Source organism: Streptomyces sp. RLA012, assembly GCF_056270325.1.
Map to the genome: position 1 here is coordinate 6374031 of NZ_JBWDPA010000002.1, position 25037 is coordinate 6399067.

The 25037-nt window shown below is 72.0% G+C and carries 20 protein-coding genes and 1 pseudogene; 13 read left to right on the plus strand and 8 right to left on the minus strand.

Annotation, left to right across the window (positions count from 1 at the left end; all coding sequences use genetic code 11):
- Nucleotides 1-132: 132 nt before the first annotated feature.
- From RV986_RS29330 to RV986_RS29355, 6 genes are read right to left on the minus strand one after another with little or no spacing between them, the layout of a single operon-like run.
- Complete coding sequence (locus RV986_RS29330; RefSeq protein ID WP_475920254.1) at nucleotides 133-1371, minus strand: cytochrome P450 family protein; 1239 nt, start codon at nucleotides 1369-1371, stop codon at nucleotides 133-135.
- A complete protein-coding gene (locus RV986_RS29335; RefSeq protein WP_475920255.1) occupies nucleotides 1368-2591 on the minus strand; it encodes a cytochrome P450 in 1224 nt (407 codons plus the stop codon). Before RV986_RS29335 ends, RV986_RS29330 begins: the two co-directional genes overlap by 4 nt.
- Nucleotides 2588-3265 (minus strand): GTP-binding protein, encoded by a 678-nt coding sequence (locus tag RV986_RS29340; protein WP_475920256.1) that lies wholly within the window; start codon nucleotides 3263-3265, stop codon nucleotides 2588-2590. Before RV986_RS29340 ends, RV986_RS29335 begins: the two co-directional genes overlap by 4 nt.
- Nucleotides 3246-3593: a DUF742 domain-containing protein gene (locus RV986_RS29345; RefSeq protein WP_475920257.1), complete on the minus strand. Its 348-nt coding sequence runs from the start codon at nucleotides 3591-3593 to the stop codon at nucleotides 3246-3248. Before RV986_RS29345 ends, RV986_RS29340 begins: the two co-directional genes overlap by 20 nt.
- Nucleotides 3590-3997, minus strand: coding sequence for a roadblock/LC7 domain-containing protein (locus tag RV986_RS29350; RefSeq protein WP_054235659.1), 408 nt, complete (start codon nucleotides 3995-3997; stop codon nucleotides 3590-3592). The genes RV986_RS29345 and RV986_RS29350 overlap by 4 nt, the downstream gene beginning before the upstream one ends.
- Nucleotides 3994-5856 carry a sensor histidine kinase gene (locus tag RV986_RS29355; RefSeq protein WP_475920258.1) on the minus strand — a complete coding sequence of 621 codons (1863 nt, stop codon included), beginning with the start codon at nucleotides 5854-5856 and terminating at the stop codon, nucleotides 3994-3996. The genes RV986_RS29350 and RV986_RS29355 overlap by 4 nt, the downstream gene beginning before the upstream one ends.
- Before the next feature lie 442 nt (nucleotides 5857-6298).
- Between RV986_RS29355 and RV986_RS29360 the strand changes: the two genes are divergently transcribed.
- From RV986_RS29360 to RV986_RS29380, 5 genes are all read left to right on the plus strand, one after another.
- Nucleotides 6299-9286, plus strand: coding sequence for an FAD-binding and (Fe-S)-binding domain-containing protein (locus tag RV986_RS29360; RefSeq protein ID WP_475924473.1), 2988 nt, complete (start codon nucleotides 6299-6301; stop codon nucleotides 9284-9286).
- A 108-nt stretch (nucleotides 9287-9394) separates the two neighbouring features.
- A complete protein-coding gene (locus RV986_RS29365; RefSeq protein ID WP_475920259.1) occupies nucleotides 9395-10531 on the plus strand; it encodes a lipid II:glycine glycyltransferase FemX in 1137 nt (378 codons plus the stop codon).
- 232 nt (nucleotides 10532-10763) lie between these two features.
- On the plus strand, nucleotides 10764-10892 hold the full coding sequence (locus tag RV986_RS29370) for a hypothetical protein (RefSeq protein WP_475920260.1): 129 nt from the start codon (nucleotides 10764-10766) through the stop codon (nucleotides 10890-10892).
- Between the two features lie 139 nt (nucleotides 10893-11031).
- Nucleotides 11032-13308, plus strand: a complete 2277-nt coding sequence (locus RV986_RS29375) for an ABC transporter ATP-binding protein (protein WP_475920261.1) — start codon at nucleotides 11032-11034, stop codon at nucleotides 13306-13308.
- Nucleotides 13309-13398: 90 nt separating this feature from the next.
- The gene (locus RV986_RS29380; protein WP_475920262.1) at nucleotides 13399-14400 is read left to right on the plus strand and encodes an EamA family transporter; all 1002 of its coding nucleotides are present in this window, start codon (nucleotides 13399-13401) and stop codon (nucleotides 14398-14400) included.
- Here the strand turns inward: RV986_RS29380 and RV986_RS29385 are convergent.
- A complete protein-coding gene (locus RV986_RS29385) occupies nucleotides 14383-14967 on the minus strand; it encodes a TetR/AcrR family transcriptional regulator (RefSeq protein ID WP_475920263.1) in 585 nt (194 codons plus the stop codon). The genes RV986_RS29380 and RV986_RS29385 overlap by 18 nt on opposite strands.
- A 106-nt stretch (nucleotides 14968-15073) precedes the next feature.
- On the opposite strand from RV986_RS29385, the gene RV986_RS29390 reads away from it, so the two are divergent.
- A complete protein-coding gene (locus tag RV986_RS29390) occupies nucleotides 15074-15595 on the plus strand; it encodes a nuclear transport factor 2 family protein (RefSeq protein ID WP_475920264.1) in 522 nt (173 codons plus the stop codon).
- Between the two features lie 80 nt (nucleotides 15596-15675).
- Nucleotides 15676-16479: an SDR family NAD(P)-dependent oxidoreductase gene (locus RV986_RS29395; RefSeq protein WP_475920265.1), complete on the plus strand. Its 804-nt coding sequence runs from the start codon at nucleotides 15676-15678 to the stop codon at nucleotides 16477-16479.
- 57 nt (nucleotides 16480-16536) lie between these two features.
- Here RV986_RS29395 and RV986_RS29400 read toward each other — a convergent pair whose 3' ends face one another.
- Nucleotides 16537-17427, minus strand: a complete 891-nt coding sequence (locus tag RV986_RS29400; RefSeq protein ID WP_475920266.1) for an NAD(P)H-binding protein — start codon at nucleotides 17425-17427, stop codon at nucleotides 16537-16539.
- A gap of 397 nt (nucleotides 17428-17824) precedes the next feature.
- Between RV986_RS29400 and RV986_RS29405 the strand changes: the two are divergent.
- The 6 genes and pseudogenes from RV986_RS29405 to RV986_RS29430 all read left to right on the plus strand — a co-directional run.
- Nucleotides 17825-17983 (plus strand): annotated as a pseudogene (locus tag RV986_RS29405) (maleylpyruvate isomerase N-terminal domain-containing protein); the annotation flags it as partial.
- Nucleotides 17920-18600, plus strand: coding sequence for a TIGR03084 family metal-binding protein (locus RV986_RS29410; protein WP_475920267.1), 681 nt, complete (start codon nucleotides 17920-17922; stop codon nucleotides 18598-18600). The pseudogene RV986_RS29405 and the gene RV986_RS29410, both read left to right, overlap by 64 nt.
- On the plus strand, nucleotides 18597-20312 hold the full coding sequence (locus RV986_RS29415; protein ID WP_475920268.1) for an acyclic terpene utilization AtuA family protein: 1716 nt from the start codon (nucleotides 18597-18599) through the stop codon (nucleotides 20310-20312). Before RV986_RS29410 ends, RV986_RS29415 begins: the two co-directional genes overlap by 4 nt.
- On the plus strand, nucleotides 20309-21907 hold the full coding sequence (locus RV986_RS29420) for an acyl-CoA carboxylase subunit beta (RefSeq protein WP_475920269.1): 1599 nt from the start codon (nucleotides 20309-20311) through the stop codon (nucleotides 21905-21907). Before RV986_RS29415 ends, RV986_RS29420 begins: the two co-directional genes overlap by 4 nt.
- A 7-nt stretch (nucleotides 21908-21914) precedes the next feature.
- On the plus strand, nucleotides 21915-23762 hold the full coding sequence (locus tag RV986_RS29425) for an acetyl/propionyl/methylcrotonyl-CoA carboxylase subunit alpha (protein ID WP_475920270.1): 1848 nt from the start codon (nucleotides 21915-21917) through the stop codon (nucleotides 23760-23762).
- A gap of 108 nt (nucleotides 23763-23870) precedes the next feature.
- On the plus strand, nucleotides 23871-25004 hold the full coding sequence (locus RV986_RS29430; RefSeq protein ID WP_475920271.1) for an acyl-CoA dehydrogenase family protein: 1134 nt from the start codon (nucleotides 23871-23873) through the stop codon (nucleotides 25002-25004).
- Nucleotides 25005-25037: the final 33 nt, after the last annotated feature.

A 25037-nucleotide genomic window follows, 5' to 3' on the forward strand; every position in this document is an offset into this window, starting at 1 on the left:
GGAGCCTAGCCGTTGTGCGAAACGCGGTGGAAACGTCGTCCGGCGGGTGAGACGGCGTGAAGCACGTTTTCCGCGTTCACGCCGCCCCTGCGTTCTGGGTCAGCCGGTGGTCAGTCGGTGGTCAGCCGGTGGTCAGTCGGTGGTCAGGCGGACGGGGAGTTCGAAGAGGTCGTTCTGGGTCACCACCGGCTTGTTGCGGAGCTCCGTCGGCGGGACCGCGAGGTCCAGGGACGGGAAGCGGTCGTAGAGGGCCGGGAGAGCGACCCCTGCTTCCAGGCGGGAGAGGGCGGCGCCGGGGCAGACGTGCGGGCCGTGGCCGAAGGAGATGTGGCGGTTCTCGGTGCTGCGGGAGATGTCGAAGTCGCCGGCGGTCGGACCGTGGGCGTTCTCGTCGCGGCCGATCGCTGCGTACGAGACGATCAGGGCGTCGCCCGCCGGGATGACCTTGTCACCGACCGGCACGTCCTCCGTCGCGAAGCGGATCAGGACGTGGGAGGTCGGGGTGGAGTAGCGGAGGGTTTCCTCCACCACCGCCGACCAGTCCGCCTCGCCGGACAGGACGAGGGCGCGCTGCTCGGGGTGGGCGGAGAGGTTCACCACCGCGTTGACGATGAGTGAGATCGTCGTCTCGTGGCCCGCCGCGACCATCAGCTGGAGGGTGGAGACGATCTCCTCGTCGGTGAGGTGGTCGCCGTCCTCGGAGGCCAGGATCAGGGCGGAGGTCAGGTCGTCGCCGGGCTCCGCGCGTTTCGCGGCGACCGTCGCCGCCATGATCTCGGCCAGTTCCGTCAGCGTGGCGATGACCTCGGCGGGCGGGGTCTGCGTCGAGAAGAACTTCTCGAAGAGCTCCTTGAGGCGGGGGAGCCGGGATTCCTCGATGCCCATGAGGTCGGCGACGACGTACATGGGGAGGGGGTAGGCGAAGTCGGCCTTCAGGTCCACCACAGCACCCGCGTCGGGCGACAGGCCGTCCAGCAGGCCGTCCGTCAGTTTGCTGATGCGCTCCCGCATCTGCTCCACCCGGCGCGGCGTCAGCGCCTGTGCCACCAGCGTGCGCATCCGGCGGTGGTCCGCGCCGTCCACGGTGAGCATCGAGCGGCCGGGGTTGGCGAGCCCGATCAGCGGCCAGTCGGGGGCTATCTCGCCGCGTTGCCAGGCGCCCCAGACGTTGATGTCCTTCACCAGCCGGGGATCCGTGAGCAGGGCGCGGGCCTCGGCGTGACGGGTCACCGCCCAGACCGGGACCCCGCCGGGCAGTTCGACGGCGGCGAGCGGGCCGGCGGCGCGCAGCGCGGCGCTCTCGCCCTCCAGGTCGGTGACGAAGGGGTCCAGGACGATACGGGTCTCTTCGGTACCGGTACTGGTGGTCATGCGGGGGTGCCTCCAAGGGCGGGGGTGGGGGTGAAGCGCACGGGAAGCTCGGTGAGGCCCCGCAGCCACGGGGAGGGGCGCCGGGTGAGGGACTCGGCCGGTACCGCCAGGTCGATGTCCGGCAGCCGGTCCAGTACGACCTCGATCCCGGTCCGCGCGATGACCTCCGCGACCTCCTGCGCCGGGAAGGGGCAGCGGTGATCCCCGTGTCCGAAGGAGAAGTGGGCGCTGTTGCCGCCGGTGAGGGCGGAGCCGTCGGTGCGGACCTGGGGGTCGGAGTTGGCGCCCTGGAGGCCGAGGAGGAGGAGGTCTCCCGCGCGGATGCGCAGGCCGCCCAGCTGGGTGTCGCGGGAGGCCCAGCGGCCGGCCACGTTCTGGGTGGGGGCGTCCTCCCAGAGGACCTCGTTCATGGCCTCGGCGACGCTGTTGCGGCCGCCGAAGAGGGAGGCGGCGAAGCGTTCGTCGGTCAGCATCAGGCGCAGCGAGTTGCCGATCCAGTCCGCGGTCGGCTGGTGGCCGGCGGCCATCATGACCATCAGGTCCTGGCTGATCTCCTCGTCCGTGAAGCCCGCGGTGTTCGCCAGCATGCGGGACACGACGTCGTCGGCGGGCGTGGCCTTCCGGTCGGCGAGGAGCTGTGCCATGGAGGTGGCGAGGTGCTGCTGACCGGCGAGTGCGTTCTCGCGGCCGTTGACCATGTCGTTCAGGGCGGTGACCAGGCCGGGGCCCTGTTCGTCCGAGAAGCCGTAGAGCGTGGCGAGGACGCGGACGGGCAGCAGGGCGGCGTAGTCACCGACGAGGTCCGTCTCGCCCTTGGCGCATGCCGCGTCGATGAGTTCGTCGGCGAACTTCTCGGCGTGGGCGCGCAGTTCGAAGGGGTCGACGGCTTCGAGGGCGTCGCTGATCATCGCGGCGCGCTCGCGGTGGCGTTCGCCGACGGTGTAGAGGATCGAGGGCTGTTTGCGGCCGATCATCGGCAGCAGCGGCCAGTTGTCGGGGATGCGGTCCCACTGGTTCCACAGGTCGGAGTCGCGGCTGAACAGCACGGGGTCGCCGGTGACCTGGTGCAGTTCGCGGTAGCCGAGCACCAGCCACGCGGGGATGTCGCCGTCCAGGACGACGGGCGTCACGGCGCCGTGGTCGCGCCGCATCTCCCGGTACAGCTCGGCGGGTTCGGTCTGGAACCGGGGCCCGCTGAGGGGCACGGGGGCGGGGGTCACAGGGCCAACTCCGGTGATTTGAGATCGACGTGGGCGCCCTGAGCGGCGTACACGGTCTGCAGATGTTCGACCAGCGTGATCAGTACCCGCTTGCTGGACTCCCGGGAGCGTGCGTCGCAGCTGATGAGCGGGACGTGCGGGTCGAGGTCGAGGGCCTCGCGGAGCTGGGCGGGGGTGTGCGAGGAACCGCCGAAGTCGTTGCAGGCGACGATGAACGGCGTGCCGTGGTGCTCCAGGCGGTCGATCGCGTACCAGGAGTCGTCGATGCGCCGGGTGTCGACCAGGACGACCGCGCCGAGCGTGCCGGAGAAGAGCCGGTCCCAGAGGAACCAGAAGCGTTCCTGTCCCGGCGCGCCGAACAGGTACAGCACATTGCGGGCGTCGAGCGTGATGCGGCCGAAGTCGAAGGCGACGGTGGTCGCGGACTTGCCGCGCACCTCGCTGATGTCGTCGATCGCCTCGCCCGCCCGGGTCATCGTCTCCTCGGTGTTGAGCGGACGTATCTCGCTCACCGAGCGGACCAGGGTGGTCTTGCCCACGCCGAAGCCGCCGACGACGACGATCTTCAGGCCGTTGTCGGCGGTGGCACCCAGGGGAGTCCTGGCGGAAGCGTGCGCGGAAGCATCCGGGGAAGCGTCCGCGGGAGTCCTCGCGTCAGAGGTTGCGTAGTCCAACGAGCACCTGCTCCAGGATGTCGGGATCGGGAAGAGCGGCCTTCTGCGGGTGGCGGGCGCTGACGCGGCCCGCGGCGAGGAGGTCGGAGAGCAGGACGCGGGTGATGGACACGGGCAGTTTCAGCACGGCGGCGATCTCCACGACCGCCGTCGGCCGCTCGCACAGCCGCAGGATCGCGGTGTGCTCGGACTGCATGCCCACCACCGGATCGCACTCGGCGACCACGAGCGTCACCAGGTCGAACGGGGCGTCGGGCGCGGACCGGCTGCGTCCACCGGTGAGGGTGTAGAGCCGGTCGGGCGCGTCGTCCCTGCCCGGACGACTCATGACGTCCGGGGCTGCGCGCTCAGATGTTCGCCCAGTTGTTCGACCAGCTCGCTCATGTTGTGCCCCACCAGACCGGCGTCCGCGTCCTCGGCGGTGACCACCGCGAGGTGGGCGCCGTCGCCCGCCTCCACGATGAACAGGACCCCGCCGTAGAACTCGGTCATCGCCGAGCGCACGCCCCCGGTGCCGTCGCCGAACTCCACGGACGCCCCGTGGGACAGCGACTGGATGCCCGCGGCGATCGCGGCGAGCTGGTCGGCCCGGTCGACCGTGAGCTCCGGCGTGCGGCACAGCTTCAGGCCGTCCCGGGAGAGCACGAGCGCGTGCCGGGCGCCCGGGGTGCGCTCAAGGAGGCCCTCGATGAGCCAGGAGAGCTTCTCGTCGGCGGTGGTGGTGCCGGTCATGAAGTGGTGTCGCCTTCCGGGTGCGAGGGGGCGTGGGAGGAGAAGGTGGGCGCGGTGTCCCGTACGGCTTTGTCGTCTCGTACGGCGCTTTCGGATGCGTTCCGTACGTCTACGTCCACGTCTACGTTTACGTCCGCATATACGTCGTCCACGTCTGCATGTACGTCTCGTGCGGCGCCTTCGGATTCGGTCCGTACGGCGTCTTCGGGGGCGTACGCGGTGGTGCGTACGTCCTCGTCCTCGTGGTCCTCGGGCACCGTGCCCTGGACCGCCGCCTGGTCCGGTGCCATGCCGCGGACGGCCTGGCGGAAGCTGCTGAAGCGGGCGGCGGTGGCCTTGGAGTCGGCGGTGCGGGGTTCGGGGTCGGCCTGGCTCGTGAGGTGGGCGCGGCTGCGCTCGGCGTGCGCGAGGGTGCGGCCGCGGCGGCGCTTGGGCAGGCCACCCGTCGTGGGAGTGGTCGTGGGGGCGTCGGTGTCGTGCCGGGGCGACTCGTGGGTCGGGATCGGGTCCGGGTCGAGGTCCGCGGGGGCCTGGGCGGCGGCGTACGACGCCGAAGGGCGCGGCTCGGTGACGGTGTCGTCCTCGGTGCGGTCCTCCTCGGCGGCGGCCGGGGTGGGCGCGGCGGCACCGGTCCCGGGTTCCGTCGCGGCCGGGGCCGGTGCGGGGGTGGTGGTCGGAAGGCTCAGGATGTCCTGGGGGATGAGCACCAGAACGCCCGTGCCACCGCGTGCGGAGGGCCGGAAGGACACCTTCAGGCCGTGCTTGCGGGCGAGCCGGCCGACCACCCCGAGGCCGAGCCGGGTGCCGGTGAGGCCGCCGAGCTCGGCGGTGTTCTCGGCGTCCGGGGAGACGGCGCGCTCGGCGCGGCGCAGCTGGACGTCGCCCATGACGAGGCCGCTGTCCTCGACGGAGACGATGACACCGGCCGGGACCTCCTCGACGTACACATGGACCTCGGCGGTCGGCGGCGAGAAGTTCGCGGCGTTGTCGAGGAGTTCGGCGAGCGCGTGCATCACCCCCTCGGCGGCGTGTCCGGCGACGGCGGCGTCGCTGGCGGAGTGGACACGCACACGCTGGTAGCCGCCGATGCGGCCCATGGCGCCGCGCAGGATCGACTCCATGACGATGGGGCGCGCCCAGCGGCGGCCGGAGCGGGCGCCCGCGAGGACGGCGACGGAGTCGGCGAGGCGGCCCGCCTGCGCGGTGCGGTGGTCGAGGTGGAGGAGGTCGGCGAGGACCTCCTCGTCGGAGTGCTTGTCCTCCATGGCGCGCAGGTCGGCGAGCATGCCGGTGGCCAGCGCCTGCATACGTCCGGCGGCGTTGGCGGTGGCCGAGATCGCGCCGGCCCGGTCGCTGTTGGCCCGCCGCATCTGCTCGGCCAGCCGGGACTTCTCCACGGCGAGTTCGGTGTACCGCCGTCGCTCGTCGGCGAGGTTGGCGGCGTGGCGCTGTCGCTCGGCCTCGAACTCCTGGGTGAGGACGGCGCGTTCGCGGGCGGAGGCGTCGGCGAAGCGGGTCCGGTCGCGGGAGGTCTCCTCCACCAGCCGGGTCCGCTCCTGGTTGAACTCCTCGGCCATCCGGGCACGTTCCTGCAGGAGCCGTCCGGCGTCCTGGGTCACGGTGTCGAGGCGGCGGCGGGCCAGCTTCGCCGTCAGGACGGCGCGGGCGGCGACCGCGACGGCGACGCACAGCACCACGGCGGCGGCGCCCCCGCCGCAGGCGAGGGGAACGCGCACCGAGTCCGGTGCCAGGGTGACGGCGGCGACGACCGCGAGCGTCGCCGCGACGGCGGTGACCAGGGGCGCGGGGGCTACAGCGCGGAGGGTGGGTCGTTCGCCGGAGGGGATGGGCGCGGTCATGAATCGTGTCCTCGGTCGTGTCCTGGGCGAGGTTCTTGGGCGAGAGGCGACACCTGATGCTCAACTGGCGGTCACTATATGAGACTTCGTGATCGTATTGGGAAGGTTCAGGAAGCGGTCTCATAATCCGCCGGTGAACGCTGCGTCGCGGTTACGGAGCGTTGTCAGTGCGCGGGGGCATCCTGGAGGCATGAGGGATTTCGGCGCGAGGGGCAGCGGGCAGGGCAAAGGGCGCGGCGAGGGGCAGGGCAAGAGGCAGGTCAAGGGGCAGGTCAGCGGGCCGTTCGGGGCGCGGCGTGCGGTGAACACACCGGATCCGCGGGACGCGCGGGACGCTCCGGACGCGTTGGCCGCTCCGGACGTCGACGGTCTGAGAGCCGCGCTCGCGGCGCAGCTGCGGGGCGAGGTCGCCTTCGACGTCACCGCGCGTGCGCTGACCAGCATGGACGCGTCCAACTACCGCCGCGTCCCGCTCGGTGTGGTCTGTCCGCGCGATGCCGACGACGTGGCGGCCGCCCTGTCCGTGTGCCGGGCGCACGGCGTGCCGGTCGTGCCGCGCGGCGGCGGCACCTCGATCGCCGGACAGGCGACCGGCACCGGCGTCGTCCTCGACTTCACCCGCCACATGAACCGGATCGTCGCGCTCGACCCCGAGGCACGCACGGCCGTCGTCCAGCCCGGTGTCGTCCTGGACCGCCTCCAGGAGGCCGCGGACCCGCACGGCCTGCGCTTCGGCCCCGACCCCTCCACCCACAGCCGCTGCACCCTCGGCGGAATGATCGGGAACAACTCGTGCGGCGCGCACTCGGTGGCCTGGGGCACGACGGCGGACAGCGTGCGCGAACTGTCGGTGACCAGGGCAGACGGCTCCGCCGTACGTCTCGGCCGGGGCTGGCGGGGCGCCCCGCCCGGCCTCCGGGCCCTGGTGGAGGCCGAGTCGGCCCGCCTGCGTACGGGCTTCCCGGACCTGCCCCGCCGTATCTCCGGCTACGCGCTCGACGCGCTGCTCCCCGAGAAGGGCGCGGACGTCGCCCGGTCCTTCTGCGGCTCCGAGGGCACGCTCGGGGTGCTGACCGAGGCGGTCGTACGCCTGGTCGAGGCCCCGCGCGCGCGGGCGCTGGCCGTACTGGCGTACGCGGACGAGAGCGCGGCGGCGGAGGCGGCGGCGGGCCTGCTGCCGCTCGGGCCGCTCACGGTGGAGGGGATGGGCGCGGACCTCGTACCGCCGGACGCGGGGCTGCCGCGGGGCGGCGCCTGGCTGTTCGTGGAGACGGGCGGCGCGGACCCGGCGGAGGCACGCGCGCGTGCGGAGGCGATCGTCCGGGGCGCCGGCGACCTCGACGTCCTCGACTCCCTCGTGGTCACGGACCCGGCCGGGCAGCGCGCCCTGTGGCGGCTGCGCGAGGACGCGAGCGGCACGGCGACCCGGCTGCCGGACGGGACCGAGGCCTGGCCGGGCTGGGAGGACTGCGCGGTGCCGCCGGCCCGGCTCGGCCCGTATCTGCGTGACTTCCGGGGGCTGCTCGGCGCCCACGGACTGCGCGGCACGCCGTACGGGCACTTCGGGGACGGCTGCATCCACGTCCGCATCGACTTCGACCTGCTGACGAGCGCCGGGATCGGCCGCTTCCGCCGCTTCTCGGAGGAGCTGGCGGAGCTGGTGGTCTCGCACGGCGGCTCGCTCTCGGGCGAGCACGGGGACGGACAGGCGCGCGCCGAACTGCTGCCCAGGATGTACGGCGCGGAGCTGGTCGGCCTCTTCGAGCGGACGAAGGACCTCTGGGACCCGGACGGCCTGCTCAACCCCGGGATGCTGGTACGTCCGCACCGGCTGGACGAGAACCTGCGGTTCGCGGTGCTGCCCCGCGAGCCGGTGGACGTGGCGTTCGGCTATCCGGCGGACGGCGGGGACTTCTCGGCGGCGGTCCGAAGGTGTGTGGGGGTCGCCAAGTGCCGTACGACCTCGGTGTCCGGCGCAGGCGTCATGTGCCCGTCGTTCCGGGCGACGGGCGAGGAGGAGCACTCCACCCGGGGACGGGCGCGGCTGCTGCACGAGATGCTCGCGGGCGAGGTGGTCACGGACGGGTGGCGCTCGACCGAGGTCCGGGACGCGCTGGACCTGTGTCTTTCCTGCAAGGGCTGCCGGTCCGACTGCCCGGTGGGCGTCGACATGGCCACGTACAAGGCGGAGTTCCTGCACCACCACTACGAAGGGCGCCGCCGCCCCGCCGCGCACTACGCGCTGGGGTGGCTGCCGGTGTGGCTGCGCCTGGTCGCCCGGACGAGAACGGCCGGGCTGGTCAACGCCCTTGCCGGCGTCCGGCCGTTGGCGGCGGTGGCCAAGCGGCTGGGCGGGATCGCGCCCGAGCGGGAGATTCCGCGCCTGGCGCCGGAGCCGTTCAGCCGGTGGTGGGCGCGGCGGTTCAAGGAACGGGCGCTGCGGATGATGCGGGAGCGGGCGTCCGAGTCCGGCGACGCCCAGGGGCGCCGCACTGAGGAGCGACCCGCCGAGGGGCGCCCCACCGGGACGGTGTTCCTCTGGCCGGACACCTTCACCGAGCACCTCTCCCCGTCCGTGGGACAAGCGGCCGTACGGGTACTGGAGGCGGCGGGCGTGGACGTGATCCTGCCGCCGAGGGTGGCGATGCGGAGGGGGAGGCCGCGGGGCGGAGAGGTCGGGGGTGCCGGGGCCTCTGGAGGTGCTGGGGCTGCTGGTGAGGATGTGCCGTTTGGTGAGGATGTGTCGTTTGGTGAGGATGTGTCGTTTTCCGGTAATCCGTGGTCGGTCGGCTCCCGGGGGCAGGTCTGTTGCGGGCTGACGTACATCTCCACGGGCCAGCTCGACCGCGCCCGCGCGGTGCTGCGCCGGACGCTCGACCTGATGGATGTGTTCCTGGCTCCGGACATCTTTCCGCAACCGCCCGCCGTCGTCGTCCTGGAGCCGAGCTGCGCCGCCGCCCTGCGCACAGACCTCCCGGAGCTTCTTCACGACGATCCGCGCGCGGCCCGGCTGGCGTCGGCGGTCCTGACCTTCGCCGAGGCCCTGGAGCGTCTCGCCCCGGACTGGTCACCCCCGTCGATCGACCGTCCGGTGGCCGGCCAGACCCACTGTCATCAGCACGCCGTCCTCGGCGACGCCGCCGACCGCCGACTGCGCGAGGCGGCGGGCCTCACCGGCTCCCTGGCCGGCGGCTGCTGCGGCCTCGCGGGCAACTTCGGCTTCGAAAAGGGCCACTACGAGGTGTCGACGTCCTGCGCCGAGGAACAACTGCTCCCGGCGGTACGGGCGGCCACGGCCGACACGGTGCTTTTGGCCGACGGTTTCTCCTGCCGCACCCAACTGGAGCAACTGGCGGGGCGGCGGGGGCGGCACCTGGCGGAAGTGCTGGCCGAGGGACTGGTCGAAGGGCCGGCCGAAGGGCTGGACTGACACGCCGACGGGAACCGGGCTCCCTCGAAACTCCGTATTTACGCTGGTGGATCCACCGATCCACCGATCCACCCGTCACCCCCGCCCCCTTCACGAGGAGTGCCCCGCATGAGTGTCCCGAGGCTTCGTCTGCAGGCCATCAGCCGTGAAGAGCACCTGGCGTTCGTCCGGACGCGGCCCTCGGTCAGCCATATGCAGGTGCCGTCGTGGGGCGAGGTGAAGCCGGACTGGCGGGCGGAGCGGCTGGGATGGTTCGACGAGGCCGGGCGGCTGGTCGGGGTGGGCCTGGTGTTGCTGCGGCCGCTGCCGAAGGTGAAGCGGTATCTGGCCTATCTGCCCGAGGGGCCGGTCATCGACTGGTACGCGGCGGATCTCGTCGAGCGGTGGCTCGAACCGATGCTCGCCCATCTCAAGGCACGCGGCGCGTTCTCGGTGAAGATGGGCCCGCCCGTGGTCGTACGGCGGTGGAGCGCGGACGCGGTCAAGGCGGCGATCGCCGATCCGGCGGCCCGGCGCCTGGCGGACGCGGAGGCGACGACGTACGAGCCGGCCGCCCTCGGCGTCGCCGAACGGCTGCGGAGCACGGGGTGGCGGCAGGCCGAGGCCGGCGGTGAGGACGGGTTCGCGGCCGGGCAGCCCCGGTACGTGTTCCAGGTGCCGTTCGCCGGGCGGTCGTTGGAGGAGATCCACCGCGGGCTCAACCAGCAGTGGCGGCGGAACGTGAAGAAGGCCGAGAAGGCGGGCGTGAAGGTGGTGCGGGGCGGTCACGACGACCTGCCCGCCTTCTACGAGCTCTACGCGGAGACCGCGGAGCGCGACCGCTTCATCCCGCGCCCCCTGCCCTACTTCCAGCGCATGTGGGCGGCCCTGACCGCCGAGGACCCGGACCGGATGCGCCTCTACCTCGCCCACCACGACGGCGACGTCCTCGCCGCCGCCACGATGCTGACCGTGGGCACCCACGTCTGGTACTCCTACGGCGCCTCCACCAGCCGTAAGCGCGAGGTCCAGCCCAACAACGCCATCCAGTGGCGGATGATGACCGACGCCCACGAACTCGGCGCCGCCGTCTACGACTTCCGCGGTATCACCGACACCCTGGAGGAGTCCAACCACCTCCTCGGCCTCCTCCGCTTCAAGGTCGGCTCGGGCGGCGAGGCCGTCGAGTACCTCGGAGAGTGGGACTTCCCGCTCAACCGCCTGCTGCACAAGGCGCTCGACCTGTACATGTCCCGCCGCGGATAACCAATCCCCAGGTTTTTCAGGCAACTCTCAGGTTTCATAAGGGGATTCACAGTCCTTCTGTGCTGCTTTTCGCTGGGCCTGGGGGCGGTGGCCGTGTAGATTCCTTCATGTCGGGCGGCAGGGAAAACCGAGGTGACGACCAGGAATTCCCGCCCGTATCCGTAGAGAATTCTCGCATCATCGCAGCACTATTGCGCTCGCTATTGCGTCGCCAGAACCTCAAGGAGTTGGCATGAGCTTCAAGAAGCTTGCCCCCCTGCCCCCCAAGCCGTCGAAGCAGCTCCCGCCCCCGCCGGAGCCGAAGCCGCGCAAGAGGGCTCGCAAGCCGCTCCCCAAGCCGTTCCCCCGTAACGAGGGCTGATCAGGCGGTAGCGGAGAGGCCGACGGTGCGCCGTCGGCCTCTCTCTTTTTTGTGAGGCTTTTTATGAGGCTGCCTATAAAAGATTCCGGCAGCGAACCGAAACTCCACGGCACGGCCTGCAATTTAAATGAGGAGGGCCATGACCCAGCAAAGGCAGAATCAGGAGTACGCGGACGACAAGTACCAGGACAGCAGGTATGAGGACGGCAGGTACGAGGACGGCAGGTACGAGGATGAGGACGACGAGTACGAGGACGATCTCGACCAGCACGCCCCGACCATCCCCGCCCGTACCGCCTTCCGCCGTTTCTGGCCCCTGACCAAGGGGCTGCGGAGCTGGCTGCTGGCCATCTGGCTGTGCACGGTGCTCGCCGCCCTCGCCGAGACCGCCGCCATCCTCCTCTTCGGCGACCTGACCGACCACGCCCTGCAACAGGGCTCACTGGCCGCGTTCTGGGTCCCCGCCGCCGAATGGCTGGCCGTCGCCGTGCTCGGCGCCGCCGTCGCCTACGCGGGCAACTCCCTCGCCACCTGGGTCACCGAACGCTTCGTGATGCGGCTGCGCGAGCACGTCTTCGACCATGTGCAGCAGTTGCCGCCGCACTTCTTCCAACGCCACCGCCAGGGTGACCTGTTGTCCCGGCTGACCAGCGACGTCGAGTCGATCGAGACGATGGTGGTGTCCGGTCTGGTGGGCGCGGCCTCGGCGGCGTTCAGCGCGCTGTTCTACGCGGCGGCCGCGTTCTGGCTGCGCTGGGACCTGGCAGCGGCGACCTTCGTGCTCGCGCCGCTGTTCTGGCTGGCCGCCCGCCGCTTCTCCGGCTCCATCAAGTCCGTCTCGCGCGACGGCCGGGTCGCCGACGGCGCCATCACCTCCGTGGTGGAGGAGTCCCTCGGCAACATCGTCCTCACCCAGGCGTACGACCGCCGGGACGCCGAGCGGCGGCGGCTGAACCAGGAGGCGAACGCCTGGTTCAGGGCCTCCGTGCGCTCCGGACGCCTCAACGAGCTGTACGAGCAGCTCGTCCAGGTCATCGAGACGATCTGCGTGCTCGCGGTCATCGGCCTCGGCGTGTGGGAGATCTCCGGCGGCCGGATGACCCTCGGCCAGCTGCTCGCCTTCGCCGCGTTCCTCGGCTACCTCTACCCGCCCGTGCGCGGTCTGGCCCAGCTCGGTCTGACGATCGCCGCCGCCACCGCCGGCGCCGAACGGCTGATCGAGATTCTCGACGTCCGGCCCGCGGTGGCCGACCCGACCGGCTCCGCGGAGAGCCGGCCCGGCCGTCCCGACGGCGCCGTGGAGGTGCGCGACGCCACCTTCCGCTACCCCGGCGCGGAGACCGACGCCCTGAGCGGCCTGTCCTTCGCGGTCAGCCCCGGCGAGCTCGTGATCGTGACCGGCCCGAGCGGCGCGGGCAAGTCCACCGTCTCCAAGCTCCTGCTCCGCTTCTACGACCCGGACTCCGGCTCGGTCCTCCTCGACGGCGTCTCGGTACGCGACTTCCCGCTGGCCCGGCTGCGCGAGTACGTCACGCTGCTGCCGCAGGAGACCCTCGTCCTGCACGACACCGTGCGCGCCAACATCGGCTGCGGGCGCCCCGGCGCGAGTGACGAGGCGCTCGTCGAGGCGGCGCGCGCCGCCGACGCGCACGACTTCATCATGAAGCTGCCGGAGGGGTACGACACCAGGATCGACCCCAACTCGGCCCGCCTCTCCGGTGGTCAGCTCCAGCGGCTCGCCATCGCCCGTGCCATCCTGCGCGATGCCCCGGTCCTCGTCCTGGACGAACCGACGACCGGCCTGGACGCGATGGCCGCACGCCGTGTGATCAAGCCGCTGCGGCGCCTGATGCAGGGCCGTACGACGATCATGATCACCCATGACCTCAACCTCGCGCCCGACGCCGACCGCATCCTGGTCGTCGACCGCGGCCGCGTCGTGGAAACCGGCCGGCACGACGAACTGCTGGCCCGCGGCGGCGCGTACGCACGGCTGCACGGTTCGCAGAACAACGCGCAGATGGACACCGGAGAGCTGCGGTTGCCGCTGTTCACGGAGGCGGAGGTCCCCGTGGGCGGTGCGGTGCACATGGGGGTACCGGCAGGTGTACCGATGGGTGTCCCGACGGACGTGCCGATGAGTGTGCCGACGGACGTGCCGATGAGTGTGCCCGCAGGGATGCCGATGGACTACGCGGGGGGCTTCGTGGGGGGCTTCGTGGCGGAAGCGGCTCCGCAGTACGCGTACTACGGGACCGCCGGGCAGTACGGCTCCGAGGGCGCCTGGTACTCCGGTGCGCTTCCCGACCCCCTCCCCCATCACGCTGATCCCGATCCCCTCCGGGACCCCCTCGCGGGCTATCTGCCCGACGGCCGGCCGCTCTTCCGCGACGAGGTGCCCTGGACAGGCGCATAAAGGGTTCACGTTCCTGACTCGGTCCATTACTGTGGACCAGGAAGTGCACCTTGATGCACGACACCCGAGTCGAGCCCCCTGGAAGGCCCCGTGAACACCCCCAGCGCCGCCCCGTCCTCTCCGGCGTCGTCGGCGTCCCCGGCCTCGGTCGCCCCGGCGATGGCACCCGCACCCGCGCCGGGCGACGGCGCCCCGGGCCGAAGGGGCGCCCTCGGCCCCGTGGGTCTGGTGCTCGCCGGAGGCGTCTCCGTGCAGTTCGGCGGCGCGCTGGCCGTGACCCTCATACCGCGGGTGGGCGCGCTCGGCGTCGTCTCGCTGCGCCTGCTGGTGGCCGCGATCGTGCTGATGGCCGTCTGCCGCCCCAAGGTGCGCGGGCACTCGCGGGCGGACTGGGGCACGGTCCTCGTCTTCGGCGTCACCATGGCCGCGATGAACGGCCTCTTCTACCAGTCGGTCGCCCGTATCCCGCTGGGCCCCGCCGTCACCCTGGAAGTGCTCGGCCCGCTCGTTCTCTCGGTCCTCGCCTCCCGCCGTGCCCTGAACCTCCTCTGGGCGGGCCTCGCCCTCGGCGGTGTCTTCCTGCTCGGCGGCGGGGGCTTCAGCTCCCTCGACCCGGTCGGCGTCGCCTTCGCCCTGTCCGCGGGCTCGATGTGGGCGGCGTACATCGTCTTCAGCGCTCGTACGGGCCGACGCTTCCCGCAGGCCGACGGGCTCGCGCTCGCCATGGTGGTCGCGGCGGTGGCGTTCCTGCCGCTGGGGATCGCCGAGTCCGGGACCCGGCTGCTCGATCCGACGACCGTGGCCCTGGGCGGCACGGTCGCCGTGCTGTCCTCCGTGCTGCCGTACACCCTCGAACTCCTCGCCCTGCGCCGCCTGCCCGCCTCCACCTTCGCCATCCTGATGAGCCTGGAACCCGCGGTCGCCGCGACCGCCGGCTTCCTCGTCCTGGACCAGGCGCTCTCCGCCACCGAGGCGCTCGCGATCGCCCTGGTCATCGCGGCGAGCATGGGGGCGGTACGGACACAGGTGGGACGGGGCAGGGCGAAGAATGTCGGTCCGGCCGAGAGCGCCGGTTCAGCCGAGGGGGCGTAGCAGCCGCAGGATCATCTCGACCGTGCGCTCGACGGGGCGGGTGCGCGCCGTGGTGCTGAACAGCAGCGTGCGGGTCAGGACGGCGCCCAGCAGCATGTCGAACACGTCGTCCGGGTCCACGTCCGGGTCCACGGTCCCGGGTGGCGCGGCGCGCAGGATGTCCACGAAGAGCGGCCGCGCCGACATCCGCACGTACACCTCCGGCGGACCGGTCCGGTCCGACGTCTGATGGTGTGCGAACAGTCCGGCGGCGGCCGCGCGGGCCACGGGCGTGCTGAAGGCCGCCAGGTAGGCGCGGATGAACCGGCGCAGATCGCGCCGTAGGTCCCCCGTCGGCCGCACGCTCAGCGGACTCAGCCCGGGGAACGTGGCCTCCTCGATCAGCTCGATCCGGGACGGCCAGCGCCGGTAGATGGCGGAGGCGTGCACGCCGGAGTGTTCCGCGACCGCCTGGATCGTCGTCGCGTCGAAGCCGCGCCGGACGAGCAGTTCGCGCGCTGCCGCGAGGGCCCGTTCGTCGATGCTCGTGTCCCGGGGACGGCCGGGGCGGCGGCGCGGCTCTGTCATGGCGGACATCGTAATGACCGGCCGTTTGCGGAGGTGTTTATAGGAGACACCCTTCTATAAATGCCATGGCGTCGCTACAGTCCCTACCGTTCGAGGAGGGGGATGTATGAGCGAGATCGACGAGCTTCGCGCCACGGTCAGGACGCTGGCGGCGAAGGTCCACGCCCTGGAGGACCAGGTCGAGATCATGCAACTCGTCGCCCAGTACGGGCCCGCCGTCGACAGCGGCTCGGGGGAGGCCGCGGCGGACCTCTGGACCGAGGACGGCCTCTTCGACGCCGTACCCCATCTGCGGATGGAGGGCCGGGACGCCATCCTCGGCATGGTTCACGGCGCAGGCCACCAGAGCCTGATCCACAACGGTTGCGGTCACGTCCTGACCGTCCCGCACATCGTCGTCGACGGCGACCACGCCACCGGACGCAGCCACGCGCTGCACTTCCGCTGGGACGCCGATGCCCGCCGGTTCTGGGTCTTCCAGGTCTCCGCGAACACCTGGCGCTGGGTGCGCACCTCGCGGGGCTGGCGGATCGCCGAGCGGGTCAACGCCGGCCTCGACGGCACCGAGGGACCCCGCGCGCTGCTCGCTCCGCCCGCTGCCGCCCGCGGCCACCAGGAGGCGGAGTGAGCGATCGACTGGACGGACCAGATCGACTGGACGGACTGGATCGAACGGGTCGAACGGATCGAACGGATGAGGTGGGGAGAGTGGCTGAAACCCTGACCGGTACGTACGGTCCGTGGGGCATCGTCGCCGGTGGGTCGGACGGAGTGGGGGCCGCGTTCGCCCACGCGATGGCCTCCCGGGGCATGAACGTGGTGCTGGTGGCGCGGCGCGTACCGGTGCTGGAGGAGTCCGCCGCCGAGATCCGGGCGAAGCACGGCGTCGAGACCCGCACGGTCGCGCTCGACCTCAGCGCCCCGGACGCGCTGTCGGAGCTGACACGGGCCACCTCCGACCTGGAGGTCGGCCTCTTCGTCTACAACGCCGGCGGCGACGACCGCAGCGTGGCCTTCCTCGACAAGGACCTCGGCGCCCACCTGGCGCTGGTCCACCGCAACTGCCTCGCCCCGCTCGAAGCGGCGTACCGCTTCGGTGGTCCGATGGTGGCGCGCGGGCGCGGGGCCGTGGTGCTGGTGACCTCGGGCGCCGCCTGGGCGGGCGGCGCCACGCTTGCCGCCTACGGCGCCACGAAGGCCTTCGACCTCATCCTCGCGGAGAGCCTGTGGGCGGAGTGGCGTGCCGGCGGGGTCGACGTACTGGGGCTCGTACTCGGCAAGACCGACACCCCGTCCATGCGCCGGGCGTTCGATGCCGACGGCAAGGCGTACGGAGAGCTCGCCGACCCCCACGAGGTCGCGGCGGAGGCTCTCGACCACCTCGCCGACGGCCCTACCTGGATCTACGGGAGCGACACCCCGACCGGCGGCTCACCGTTCGGCGCGCTGAGCCGCCGCGACGCCGTCCTCGCGATGAGCCGGGGCGCGTCCGCGCAGCGCGAGAACGGTTAGTTCAGGCCGGTCCTGGCGCGGGACCCGTTCGAAGAGCGCGCGACCGGGCAGGGGCCCTCAGCGGGTACCGCGCGCCGTCCTCGGCGCGGGCCACCAGGCCGCGTCCGAGACCGGGGTCGCCGGTGAGCCGGTGAGCCGGGGGACGACGTCGGTGACCGCGGAAAGCTCACCCCGCTCGATCGCCTGGTACCAGGAGATCCAGGTCTCGATCTGTTCCCCGCTCATGCCCAGTCGCCATCGCCGCGCGAAGGCTTCCTCAAGGGTCTCGGGTTCGTAGCGGTAGGGCCGACCGGTGGCCGCGGCGATCCGGGTGACCGCTTCGTCGAGGGTCAGGGCCTCGGGCCCGGTGATCTCGAGGATCGCGCCGTCGTGCTCGGAGCGGGGACCCTCGTCGAGGGCGACGGCCGTGATCACGTCGGCGATGTCCTCGTGGGTGACGAAGGCGGCCCGGCCGGTGCTCGCGGGGCCGCTCACGACGAATTCCTCGTCGGCGAGGGCGGCCGGCGTCGACGTGTAGAAGCCCGCCCGGAGCACCGTGTGGCGGATCCCGGCCCCTGCCAGGAACTGTTCGGTCAGCCACTGGTCGCGGGCGTTGATGTAGGTGGCGGTGGGCGCCGCGCCGACGAGGGACACATACAGGACCCGGTCCACACCGACGGCGATCGCGGCCTCGACCGCGGTGGCGTGTTCCTCCAGCCGGCGCCCCGTGCGGTGTCCGGAGATCAGGACGAGGGTCGACGCGCCCTCGAGCGCCTTGCGCATGTCCGAGGCGTCGGCGTAGGCGGCCGGACCGCGTCGCCGGGCGCCCGGCAGTTCGGGCAGGCGGTCGGGGCTGCGTCCGACAAGGAGTTGGGGGACGCCGTGGGCGGCGAGTCGGGCCGCGATCCGGCTGCCCAGCGCCCCGGTCACCCCGGTGACCGCCACCGTGTCGTGGTTCCCCTCGGGCATGGGTTTCCCTCCGTCCGGAGCCGCCGCCGGTCGCGGAATCACTGCTTCCGATCACGTACCTGGAACTGGATCACGGGCGAAAGCGCGATGCAAGCCGTACGGTCGATCGGCGCGCGGCCCCTGAACGGCCGGCGGACGGCCGTGTGCGTGGGGCGCGCCGAGCGGTTGATGCCACCACCACCGGCGCGCCGGACCGGGCCGCCGCCCCAGGGCTGAAGAGCTCCGAGCTCCGAACTCCCGGTGCCGGTGTCCGGCATGCTCCAGCCGGTACGACCACAATTAATGCAAGCATGCTTGATTGTTTCTGTGTCCGCTGCCATGCTCCAGAACGCATCGCGACAGACCCCGCACACCGTCGTGCCCCGAGGGGAGCCCCATCGTGTCCGACCCGTCGTCCGTGATCGACGATCTGCGCCGGGAGAGCGAGGAACTCGACCTGTTGGTGGGGGACTTGGCGGCAGCGCGCTGGGCACTGGCCACCCCCGCCGCCGGATGGACGATCGCTCACCAGATCGCCCACCTGACCTGGACGGACCGCTCCGCCCTGCTCGCCGTCACGGACGCCGAGGCGTTCGCGAAGGAGGTCGAGAAGGCGATCGCCTCGCCCGGCGGATTCGTGGACGAGGGCGCGCAGGAGGGGCCGGGCTGCCGCCCGCCACGCTGCTCGCCGACTGGCGGGACGGCCGCGCGGCGCTGGAGACGGCCCTCCGCGCGGCCCCCGCCGGCACCCGCTTCCCCTGGTACGGACCGCCCATGTCGGTCGCCTCCATGGCCACCGGCCGGCTGATGGAGACCTGGGCCCACGGCCAGGACGTGGCGGACACGCTGGGCGTGGCGCGTACGCCCGGCGACCGCCTCCGCCATGTGGCCCGCATCGGCGTACGGGCCCGGGACTTCGCGTTCGGCGTCCGAGGCCTCACCCCGCCCGCCGCCGAGTTCCGCGTCGAACTGCGCAGCCCCGGCGGCGAGTTGTGGACGTACGGTCCCGAAGACGCCCCCCAGCGCGTCACCGGCCCCGCCCTCGACTTCTGCCTCCTGGTCACCCAGCGGGCCCACCGCGCCGACCTCGCCGTACGGGCGGACGGCCCCGACGCGGACCGCTGGCTGGACATCGCGCAGGCCTTCGCGGGGCCGCCGGGACAGGGACGCGAGTCCAAGGGAGACGCCAGGTGACCCTCGCGCCCCTGCGCATAGGCAACGCCTCGGGCTTCTACGGCGACCGCTTCGACGCGATGCGCGAGATGCTCACCGGCGGCCCCCTGGACGTCCTGACCGGCGACTACCTCGCCGAACTGACCATGCTCATCCTCGGCCGCGACCGCCTCAAGAACCCCTCCGGCGGCTATGCGCGCACCTTTCTGGGCCAGTTGGAGGAGTGCCTCGGCCTCGCGCACGAGAAGGGCGTGCGGATCGTGGCGAACGCGGGCGGCCTCAACCCCGCCGGACTCGCCGACGCCGTACGGCAGTTGGCCGACCGCCTCGGCATACCGGTGCGGGTCGCCCATGTCGAGGGCGACGACCTCACCGCCGGCCACCCCACGAGTCTTGCCGCGCACGCCTACCTCGGCGGCGTCGGGATCGCCGTCTGTCTGCGCGAGGGCGCGGACATCGTGGTGACCGGGCGCGTCACGGACGCGGCCCTGGTCACCGGCCCCGCCGTCGCCCACTTCGGCTGGGCGCCGGACGCGTACGACCGTCTCGCGGGCGCCGTCGTCGCAGGACACGTCCTGGAATGCGGCACCCAGGCGACCGGCGGCAACTACGCCTTCTTCACAGAACTCACCGGCCACGACCCGGCGCGGCTGCGCCACCCTGGCTTCCCGCTCGCCGAACTCCACGAGGACGGCACGAGCGTCATCACCAAACACGACGGCACCGGCGGCGTGGTGGACCTCGGCACGGTCACCGCGCAACTCCTCTACGAGACGTCCGGCGCCCGGTACGCGGGCCCCGACGTCACCGCCCGCCTCGACTCGGTCCGCCTCACCCAGGAGGCCCCCGACCGCGTCCGCATCGACGGCGTACGCGGCGAGGCCCCGCCCCCCACCCTCAAGGTCGGCCTCAACCGCCTCGGCGGCTACCGCAACGAAGTCGTCTTCGTCCTCACCGGCCTCGACATCGAGGCGAAGGCCGCCCTCGTCCGGGACCAGATGGAGGCCGCGCTGGACGCCGCCAAGTCCCGCCCCGCCGAGGTCCGCTGGGACCTCGCCCGCACCGACCACCCCGACGCGCCCACCGAGGAGACCGCGAGCGCCCTCCTGCGCCTCGTCGTACGCGATCCCGACCAGGAAGCGGTCGGCCGCACGCTCAGCGGCGCCGCCGTCGAACTCGCGCTGGCGAGCTACCCCGGCTTCCATGTCGTGGCGCCACCGGGAAAGGGCTCCCCGTACGGGGTCTTCGAGGACGCGTACGTCCCCCGGGGCGCCGTGGACCATGTCGCCGTCCTCCACGACGGACGCCGGGTCCCGGTGACCCCGGATCCCGGCACCTTCACCACCCTCGTACTGGAACCCGTGCCCGAACCCGCCCTGCCCGAGCCGCCGGCCCCGGGGGCGACGAGACGCGCTCCCCTCGGCCTCGTCGCGGGCGCCCGCAGCGGTGACAAGGGAGGCAACGCCAACGTCGGCGTCTGGGCCCGCACGGACGACGCGTGGCGCTGGCTGGCCCACGAGCTGACAGCCGACAGATTCCGGAGCCTGATCGCCGAAAGCCGTGATCTGGAAGTCGTCCGTCACCTCCTGCCCGACCTCCGCGCCCTCAACTTCGTCGTCGAAGGCATCCTCGGCGAAGGCGTCGCGGCCCAGCACCGCTTCGACCCCCAGGCCAAGGCCCTCGGCGAATGGCTCCGCTCCCGCCACCTGGACATCCCGGAGGCCCTCCTGTGACCGTCCTTCCCACCGCGCTCGACACCACGAGCCCCGACTACACGGCGAACCGCGACGCCATGCTCGCCAGACTCACCGAGCTGGACACCGAGCACGCCAAGGCGCTCGCCGGCGGCGGCGAGAAGTACGTGGCCCGGCACCAAAAGCGCGGCAAGCTGCTCGCCCGCGAGCGCATCGAGCTGCTCCTCGACCCCGACACACCCTTCCTGGAACTGTCGCCGCTCGCGGCCTGGGGGAGCGAGTACGCGGTCGGCGCCTCGCTGGTGACCGGGATCGGGGTCGTCGAGGGCGTGGAGTGCCTGATCACGGCGAACGACCCGACCGTACGGGGCGGCGCCAGCAACCCCTGGAGCCTGAAGAAGGCCCTGCGCGCCAACGACATCGCCCTCGCCAACCGGCTGCCCTGCATCAGCCTCGTCGAGTCGGGCGGCGCCGACCTGCCCTCCCAGAAGGAGATCTTCATCCCCGGGGGCGCGATCTTCCGCGACCTCACCAGGCTGTCGGCGGCGGGGATCCCGACCGTCGCCGTCGTCTTCGGGAACTCGACCGCCGGAGGCGCGTACATCCCCGGCATGTCCGACCACGTGATCATGGTCAAGGAGCGGGCGAAGGTCTTCCTGGGCGGCCCGCCGCTGGTGAAGATGGCCACCGGCGAGGAGAGCGACGACGAGTCCCTGGGCGGCGCCGGGATGCACGCGCGCGTGTCGGGTCTCGCGGACTACTTCGCCGTCGACGAACAGGACGCCCTCCGCCAGGCCAGACGCGTCGTCGCCCGGCTCAACCACCGCAAGGCGTACGGCGATCCCGGCCCGGCCGCGCCCCCCAAGTACGACGGGGACGAACTCCTGGGAGTCGTCCCCGGCGACCTCCGGCACCCCTTCGACCCCCGCGAGGTCATCGCCCGCGTGGTCGACGGCTCCGACTTCGACGAGTTCAAGCCCCTCTACGGGACGAGCCTCACGACCGGCTGGGCGACGCTGCACGGCTACCCCGTCGGCATCCTCGCCAACGCCCAGGGGGTGCTGTTCAGCGCCGAGTCCCAGAAGGCCGCCCAGTTCATCCAGCTCGCCAACCAGCGGGACATCCCCCTCCTCTTCCTGCACAACACCACCGGCTACATGGTCGGCAAGGAGTACGAGCAGGGCGGCATCATCAAGCACGGCGCGATGATGATCAACGCCGTCTCCAATTCGAAGGTCCCCCACCTGTCCGTCCTCATGGGGGTCTCCTACGGGGCCGGCCACTACGGCATGTGCGGCCGCGCCTACGACCCGCGTTTCCTGTTCGCCTGGCCCAGCGCCAAGTCCGCAGTCATGGGCCCCCAGCAGCTCGCGGGCGTCCTCTCGATCGTCGCCCGGCAGTCGGCCGCGGCGAAGGGACAGCCCTACGACGAGGACGCCGACGCCGCTCTGCGCGCCATGGTCGAGCAGCAGATCGAGTCGGAGTCCCTGCCGATGTTCCTGTCCGGGCGGCTGTACGACGACGGGGTCATCGACCCCCGTGACACCCGTACCGTCCTCGGCCTGTGCCTGTCCGCGATCCACACGGCCCCCTACGAGGGTGCGCGCGGTGGCTTCGGCGTCTTCCGGATGTGAGGTCCCAGTGATTACTTCCGTCCTCGTGGCCAACCGGGGCGAGATCGCCTGCCGGATCTTCCGCACCTGCGGTGAGTTGGGGATCCGGACGGTCGCCGTGTACTCCGACGCCGACGGGAACGCCCTGCACGCGCGCGTGGCCGACGAGGCCGTACGGCTGCCGGGCGCGGCGCCCTCGGACACCTATCTGCGCGGCGACCTGATCGTGAAGGCGGCCCTGAGCACCGGCGCGGACGCCGTGCACCCCGGGTACGGCTTCCTCTCCGAGAACGCCGACTTCGCGCGCGCCGTCCTCGACGCGGGCCTCGTCTGGATCGGGCCGCCGCCGGAGGCGATCGAGGCGATGGCCTCCAAGACGCGCGCCAAGAAACTGATGGGCCTCGCCCCCCTGGAGACGGTCACCGCGGCCGATCTCCCGGTCCTCGTCAAGGCCGCCGCGGGCGGCGGCGGCCGCGGCATGCGCGTCGTACGCGAACTCGACGCCCTGGAGGGCGAACTGGCGGCCGCCCGCTCCGAGGCCCTCGGCGCCTTCGGCGACGGCGAGGTCTTCGTCGAGCCCTATGTGGAGGGCGGACGACACGTCGAGGTCCAGATCCTCGCCGACGCGCAGGGCACCGTCTGGGCGCTCGGCACCCGCGACTGCTCCCTCCAGCGCCGCCACCAGAAGGTCGTCGAGGAGGCCCCGGCACCCGGCCTCGGAGACCTCACGCAAACCCTCCACGACCTGTCCGTCCGGGCCGCCCGCGCCGTCGACTACAGGGGCGCGGGAACCGTCGAGTTCCTGGTCGCCGACGGAAAGGCCCACTTCCTGGAGATGAACACCCGCCTCCAGGTCGAACACCCGGTGACGGAGGCGGTCTTCGGCATCGATCTCGTCGCGCTCCAGATCCGGGTGGCGGAGGGCACGGCGCTCGAAAACGACCCCCCACGCGCGCGGGGGCACGCGATCGAGGCCCGCCTGTACGCCGAGGACCCGGCGCGGGCCTGGGCCCCGCAGACGGGCACCCTGCACCGCCTCGCCGTCCCGGACGGCGTCCGCCTCGACACCGGCTACACCGACGGCGACCCGATCGGCGTCCACTACGACCCGATGCTGGCGAAGGTCATCGCGTACGCACCCACGCGCGCGGAGGCGGTACGCAAACTGGCGGGCGCCCTGGAACGGGCCGACCTCCACGGCCCGACGACCAACCGCGACCTGCTCGTACGCTCCCTGCGGCACCCGGAGTTCGCCGGCGCCCGCATGGACACCGGGTTCTACGACCGCCACCTCGCCTCCCTCACGACGTCCACCCCGGACCCGTACGCCCCTCTCGCGGCGGCCCTGGCGGACGCGCACGACGGCGCCCGCTCCCGGTTCGGCGGCTGGCGCAACCTGCCCTCGGGGCCGCAGATCAAGCGCTACGCGGCGCACGGCACCGAGCACGAGGTCCGCTACCACCACACCCGCGAGGGCCTGACGGCCGACGGGGTGCGCGTGGTGCACGCCGACGCCCGTCTCGTCGTACTCGAAGTGGCCGGCGTACGAAGGAAGTTCCAGGTGACGCGCTACGGCGACCGGGTCTTCGTCAACGCCACCGCCCTCACCGCCCTGCCCCGCTTCCCCGACCCCACCGCCCAGCAGGCCCCCGGCTCCCTCCTGGCCCCCATGCCCGGAACCGTCGTCCGGATCGCCGAAGGCCTGGCCGCGGGAACCCCCGTACGGGCCGGAGAGCCCCTCCTGTGGCTGGAGGCGATGAAGATGGAACACAAGATCTCCGCCCCCGCCACAGGCACCCTCACAGCCCTCCACGCCACCCCCGGCCAACAGGTCGAGGTAGGGACTCTCCTGGCAGTGGTCGAAACGACACCTTGAGACGAGCGTCCCTTCAGGGGCGCGGGGCTGTCACCCCATGCGGCTCCGCCGCGTGGGCGCGACCAGCCACATACAACCTTCAGCGTAAAGACGGCCCCAGGAGCCCCCATGAGCCCCGCAACAGAAACCGAAGAACACAAGGCCCTCCGATCCGCCGTGGCCGCCCTCGGCAAACGCCACGGCCGCGACTACGACATCAACATCCTCTGGCCCGAGGCCGCCAAGCTCGGCTACCTCGGCGTCAACCTGCCGGAGGCATACGGGGGCGGGGGCGGCGGCATAGCCGAACTCTCCATCGTCCTGGAAGAACTCGGCGCCGCGGGCTGCCCCCTCCTGATGATGATCGTGTCCCCGGCGATCTGCGGCACGGTGATCGCCCGCTTCGGCACGGACGCCCAGAAGCAGCAGTGGCTCCCCGGCCTCGCCGACGGCACCCGCACCATGGCCTTCGGCATCACCGAACCCGACGCGGGTTCCAACTCGCACCGCATCACCACCACCGCCCGCCGGGACGGCACCGACTGGGTCCTGAGCGGCCGCAAGGTGTTCATCTCCGGCGTCGACATCGCGGACGCCACGCTCATCGTGGGGCGCACGGAGGACGCGCGGACGGGCCGCCTCAAGCCCTGCCTGTTCATCGTCCCGCGCGACGCCGACGGCTTCGGACGGCGGCGGATCGACATGGAACTCCACAGCGCGGAGAAGCAGTTCGAACTGACCCTCGACGACGTACGGCTGCCCGCCGACGCGCTCGTCGGCGACGAGGACGCCGGCCTGCTCCAGCTCTTCGCCGGGCTCAACCCCGAGCGGGTGATGACCGCCGCGTTCGCGATCGGCATGGGCCGTTACGCGCTCTCCAGGGCCGTCGAGTACGCCCGTGAGCGCACCGTCTGGAAGGAGCCCATCGGCGCACACCAGGCCGTCGCCCACCCCCTCGCCCAGGCCCACATCGACCTCGAACTCGCCCGTCTGATGATGCAGAAGGCGGCGTACCTGTACGACGCGGGGGACGACGTCGCCGCAGGTGAGGCCGCGAACATGGCCAAGTACGCGGCGGGCGAGGCGTGTGTGAAGGCGGTCGACCAGTCCGTGCACACCCTCGGCGGCAACGGACTCACCCGCGAATTCGGCCTCGCCTCGTTGATAACGGCCTCGCGCGTGGCTCGTATTGCTCCGGTGAGCCGGGAGATGATTCTCAACTACGTCTCCCACCAGACCCTGGGCCTGCCCAAGTCGTACTAGCCCCCGTCGCTCCCCGAGCCGCTCCAGGAGGAA

Bases quoted from the DNA above. Each gene is read 5' to 3' on its own strand.
- RV986_RS29355 (WP_475920258.1), bottom strand. From the start codon at position 5,856: ATGACCGCGCCCATCCCCTCCGGCGAACGACCCACCCTCCGCGCTGTA.
- RV986_RS29360 (WP_475924473.1), top strand. From the start codon at position 6,299: ATGGACGCGTCCAACTACCGCCGCGTCCCGCTCGGTGTGGTCTGTCCG.
- RV986_RS29350 (WP_054235659.1), bottom strand. From the start codon at position 3,997: ATGACCGGCACCACCACCGCCGACGAGAAGCTCTCCTGGCTCATCGAG.
- RV986_RS29385 (WP_475920263.1), bottom strand. From the start codon at position 14,967: ATGACAGAGCCGCGCCGCCGCCCCGGCCGTCCCCGGGACACGAGCATC.
- RV986_RS29370 (WP_475920260.1), top strand. From the start codon at position 10,764: ATGAGCTTCAAGAAGCTTGCCCCCCTGCCCCCCAAGCCGTCGAAGCAG.
- RV986_RS29375 (WP_475920261.1), top strand. From the start codon at position 11,032: ATGACCCAGCAAAGGCAGAATCAGGAGTACGCGGACGACAAGTACCAG.
- RV986_RS29410 (WP_475920267.1), top strand. From the start codon at position 17,920: ATGGACGATCGCTCACCAGATCGCCCACCTGACCTGGACGGACCGCTC.
- RV986_RS29390 (WP_475920264.1), top strand. From the start codon at position 15,074: ATGAGCGAGATCGACGAGCTTCGCGCCACGGTCAGGACGCTGGCGGCG.
- RV986_RS29330 (WP_475920254.1), bottom strand. From the start codon at position 1,371: ATGACCACCAGTACCGGTACCGAAGAGACCCGTATCGTCCTGGACCCC.
- RV986_RS29400 (WP_475920266.1), bottom strand. From the start codon at position 17,427: ATGCCCGAGGGGAACCACGACACGGTGGCGGTCACCGGGGTGACCGGG.
- RV986_RS29345 (WP_475920257.1), bottom strand. From the start codon at position 3,593: ATGAGTCGTCCGGGCAGGGACGACGCGCCCGACCGGCTCTACACCCTC.
- RV986_RS29430 (WP_475920271.1), top strand. From the start codon at position 23,871: ATGAGCCCCGCAACAGAAACCGAAGAACACAAGGCCCTCCGATCCGCC.
- RV986_RS29365 (WP_475920259.1), top strand. From the start codon at position 9,395: ATGAGTGTCCCGAGGCTTCGTCTGCAGGCCATCAGCCGTGAAGAGCAC.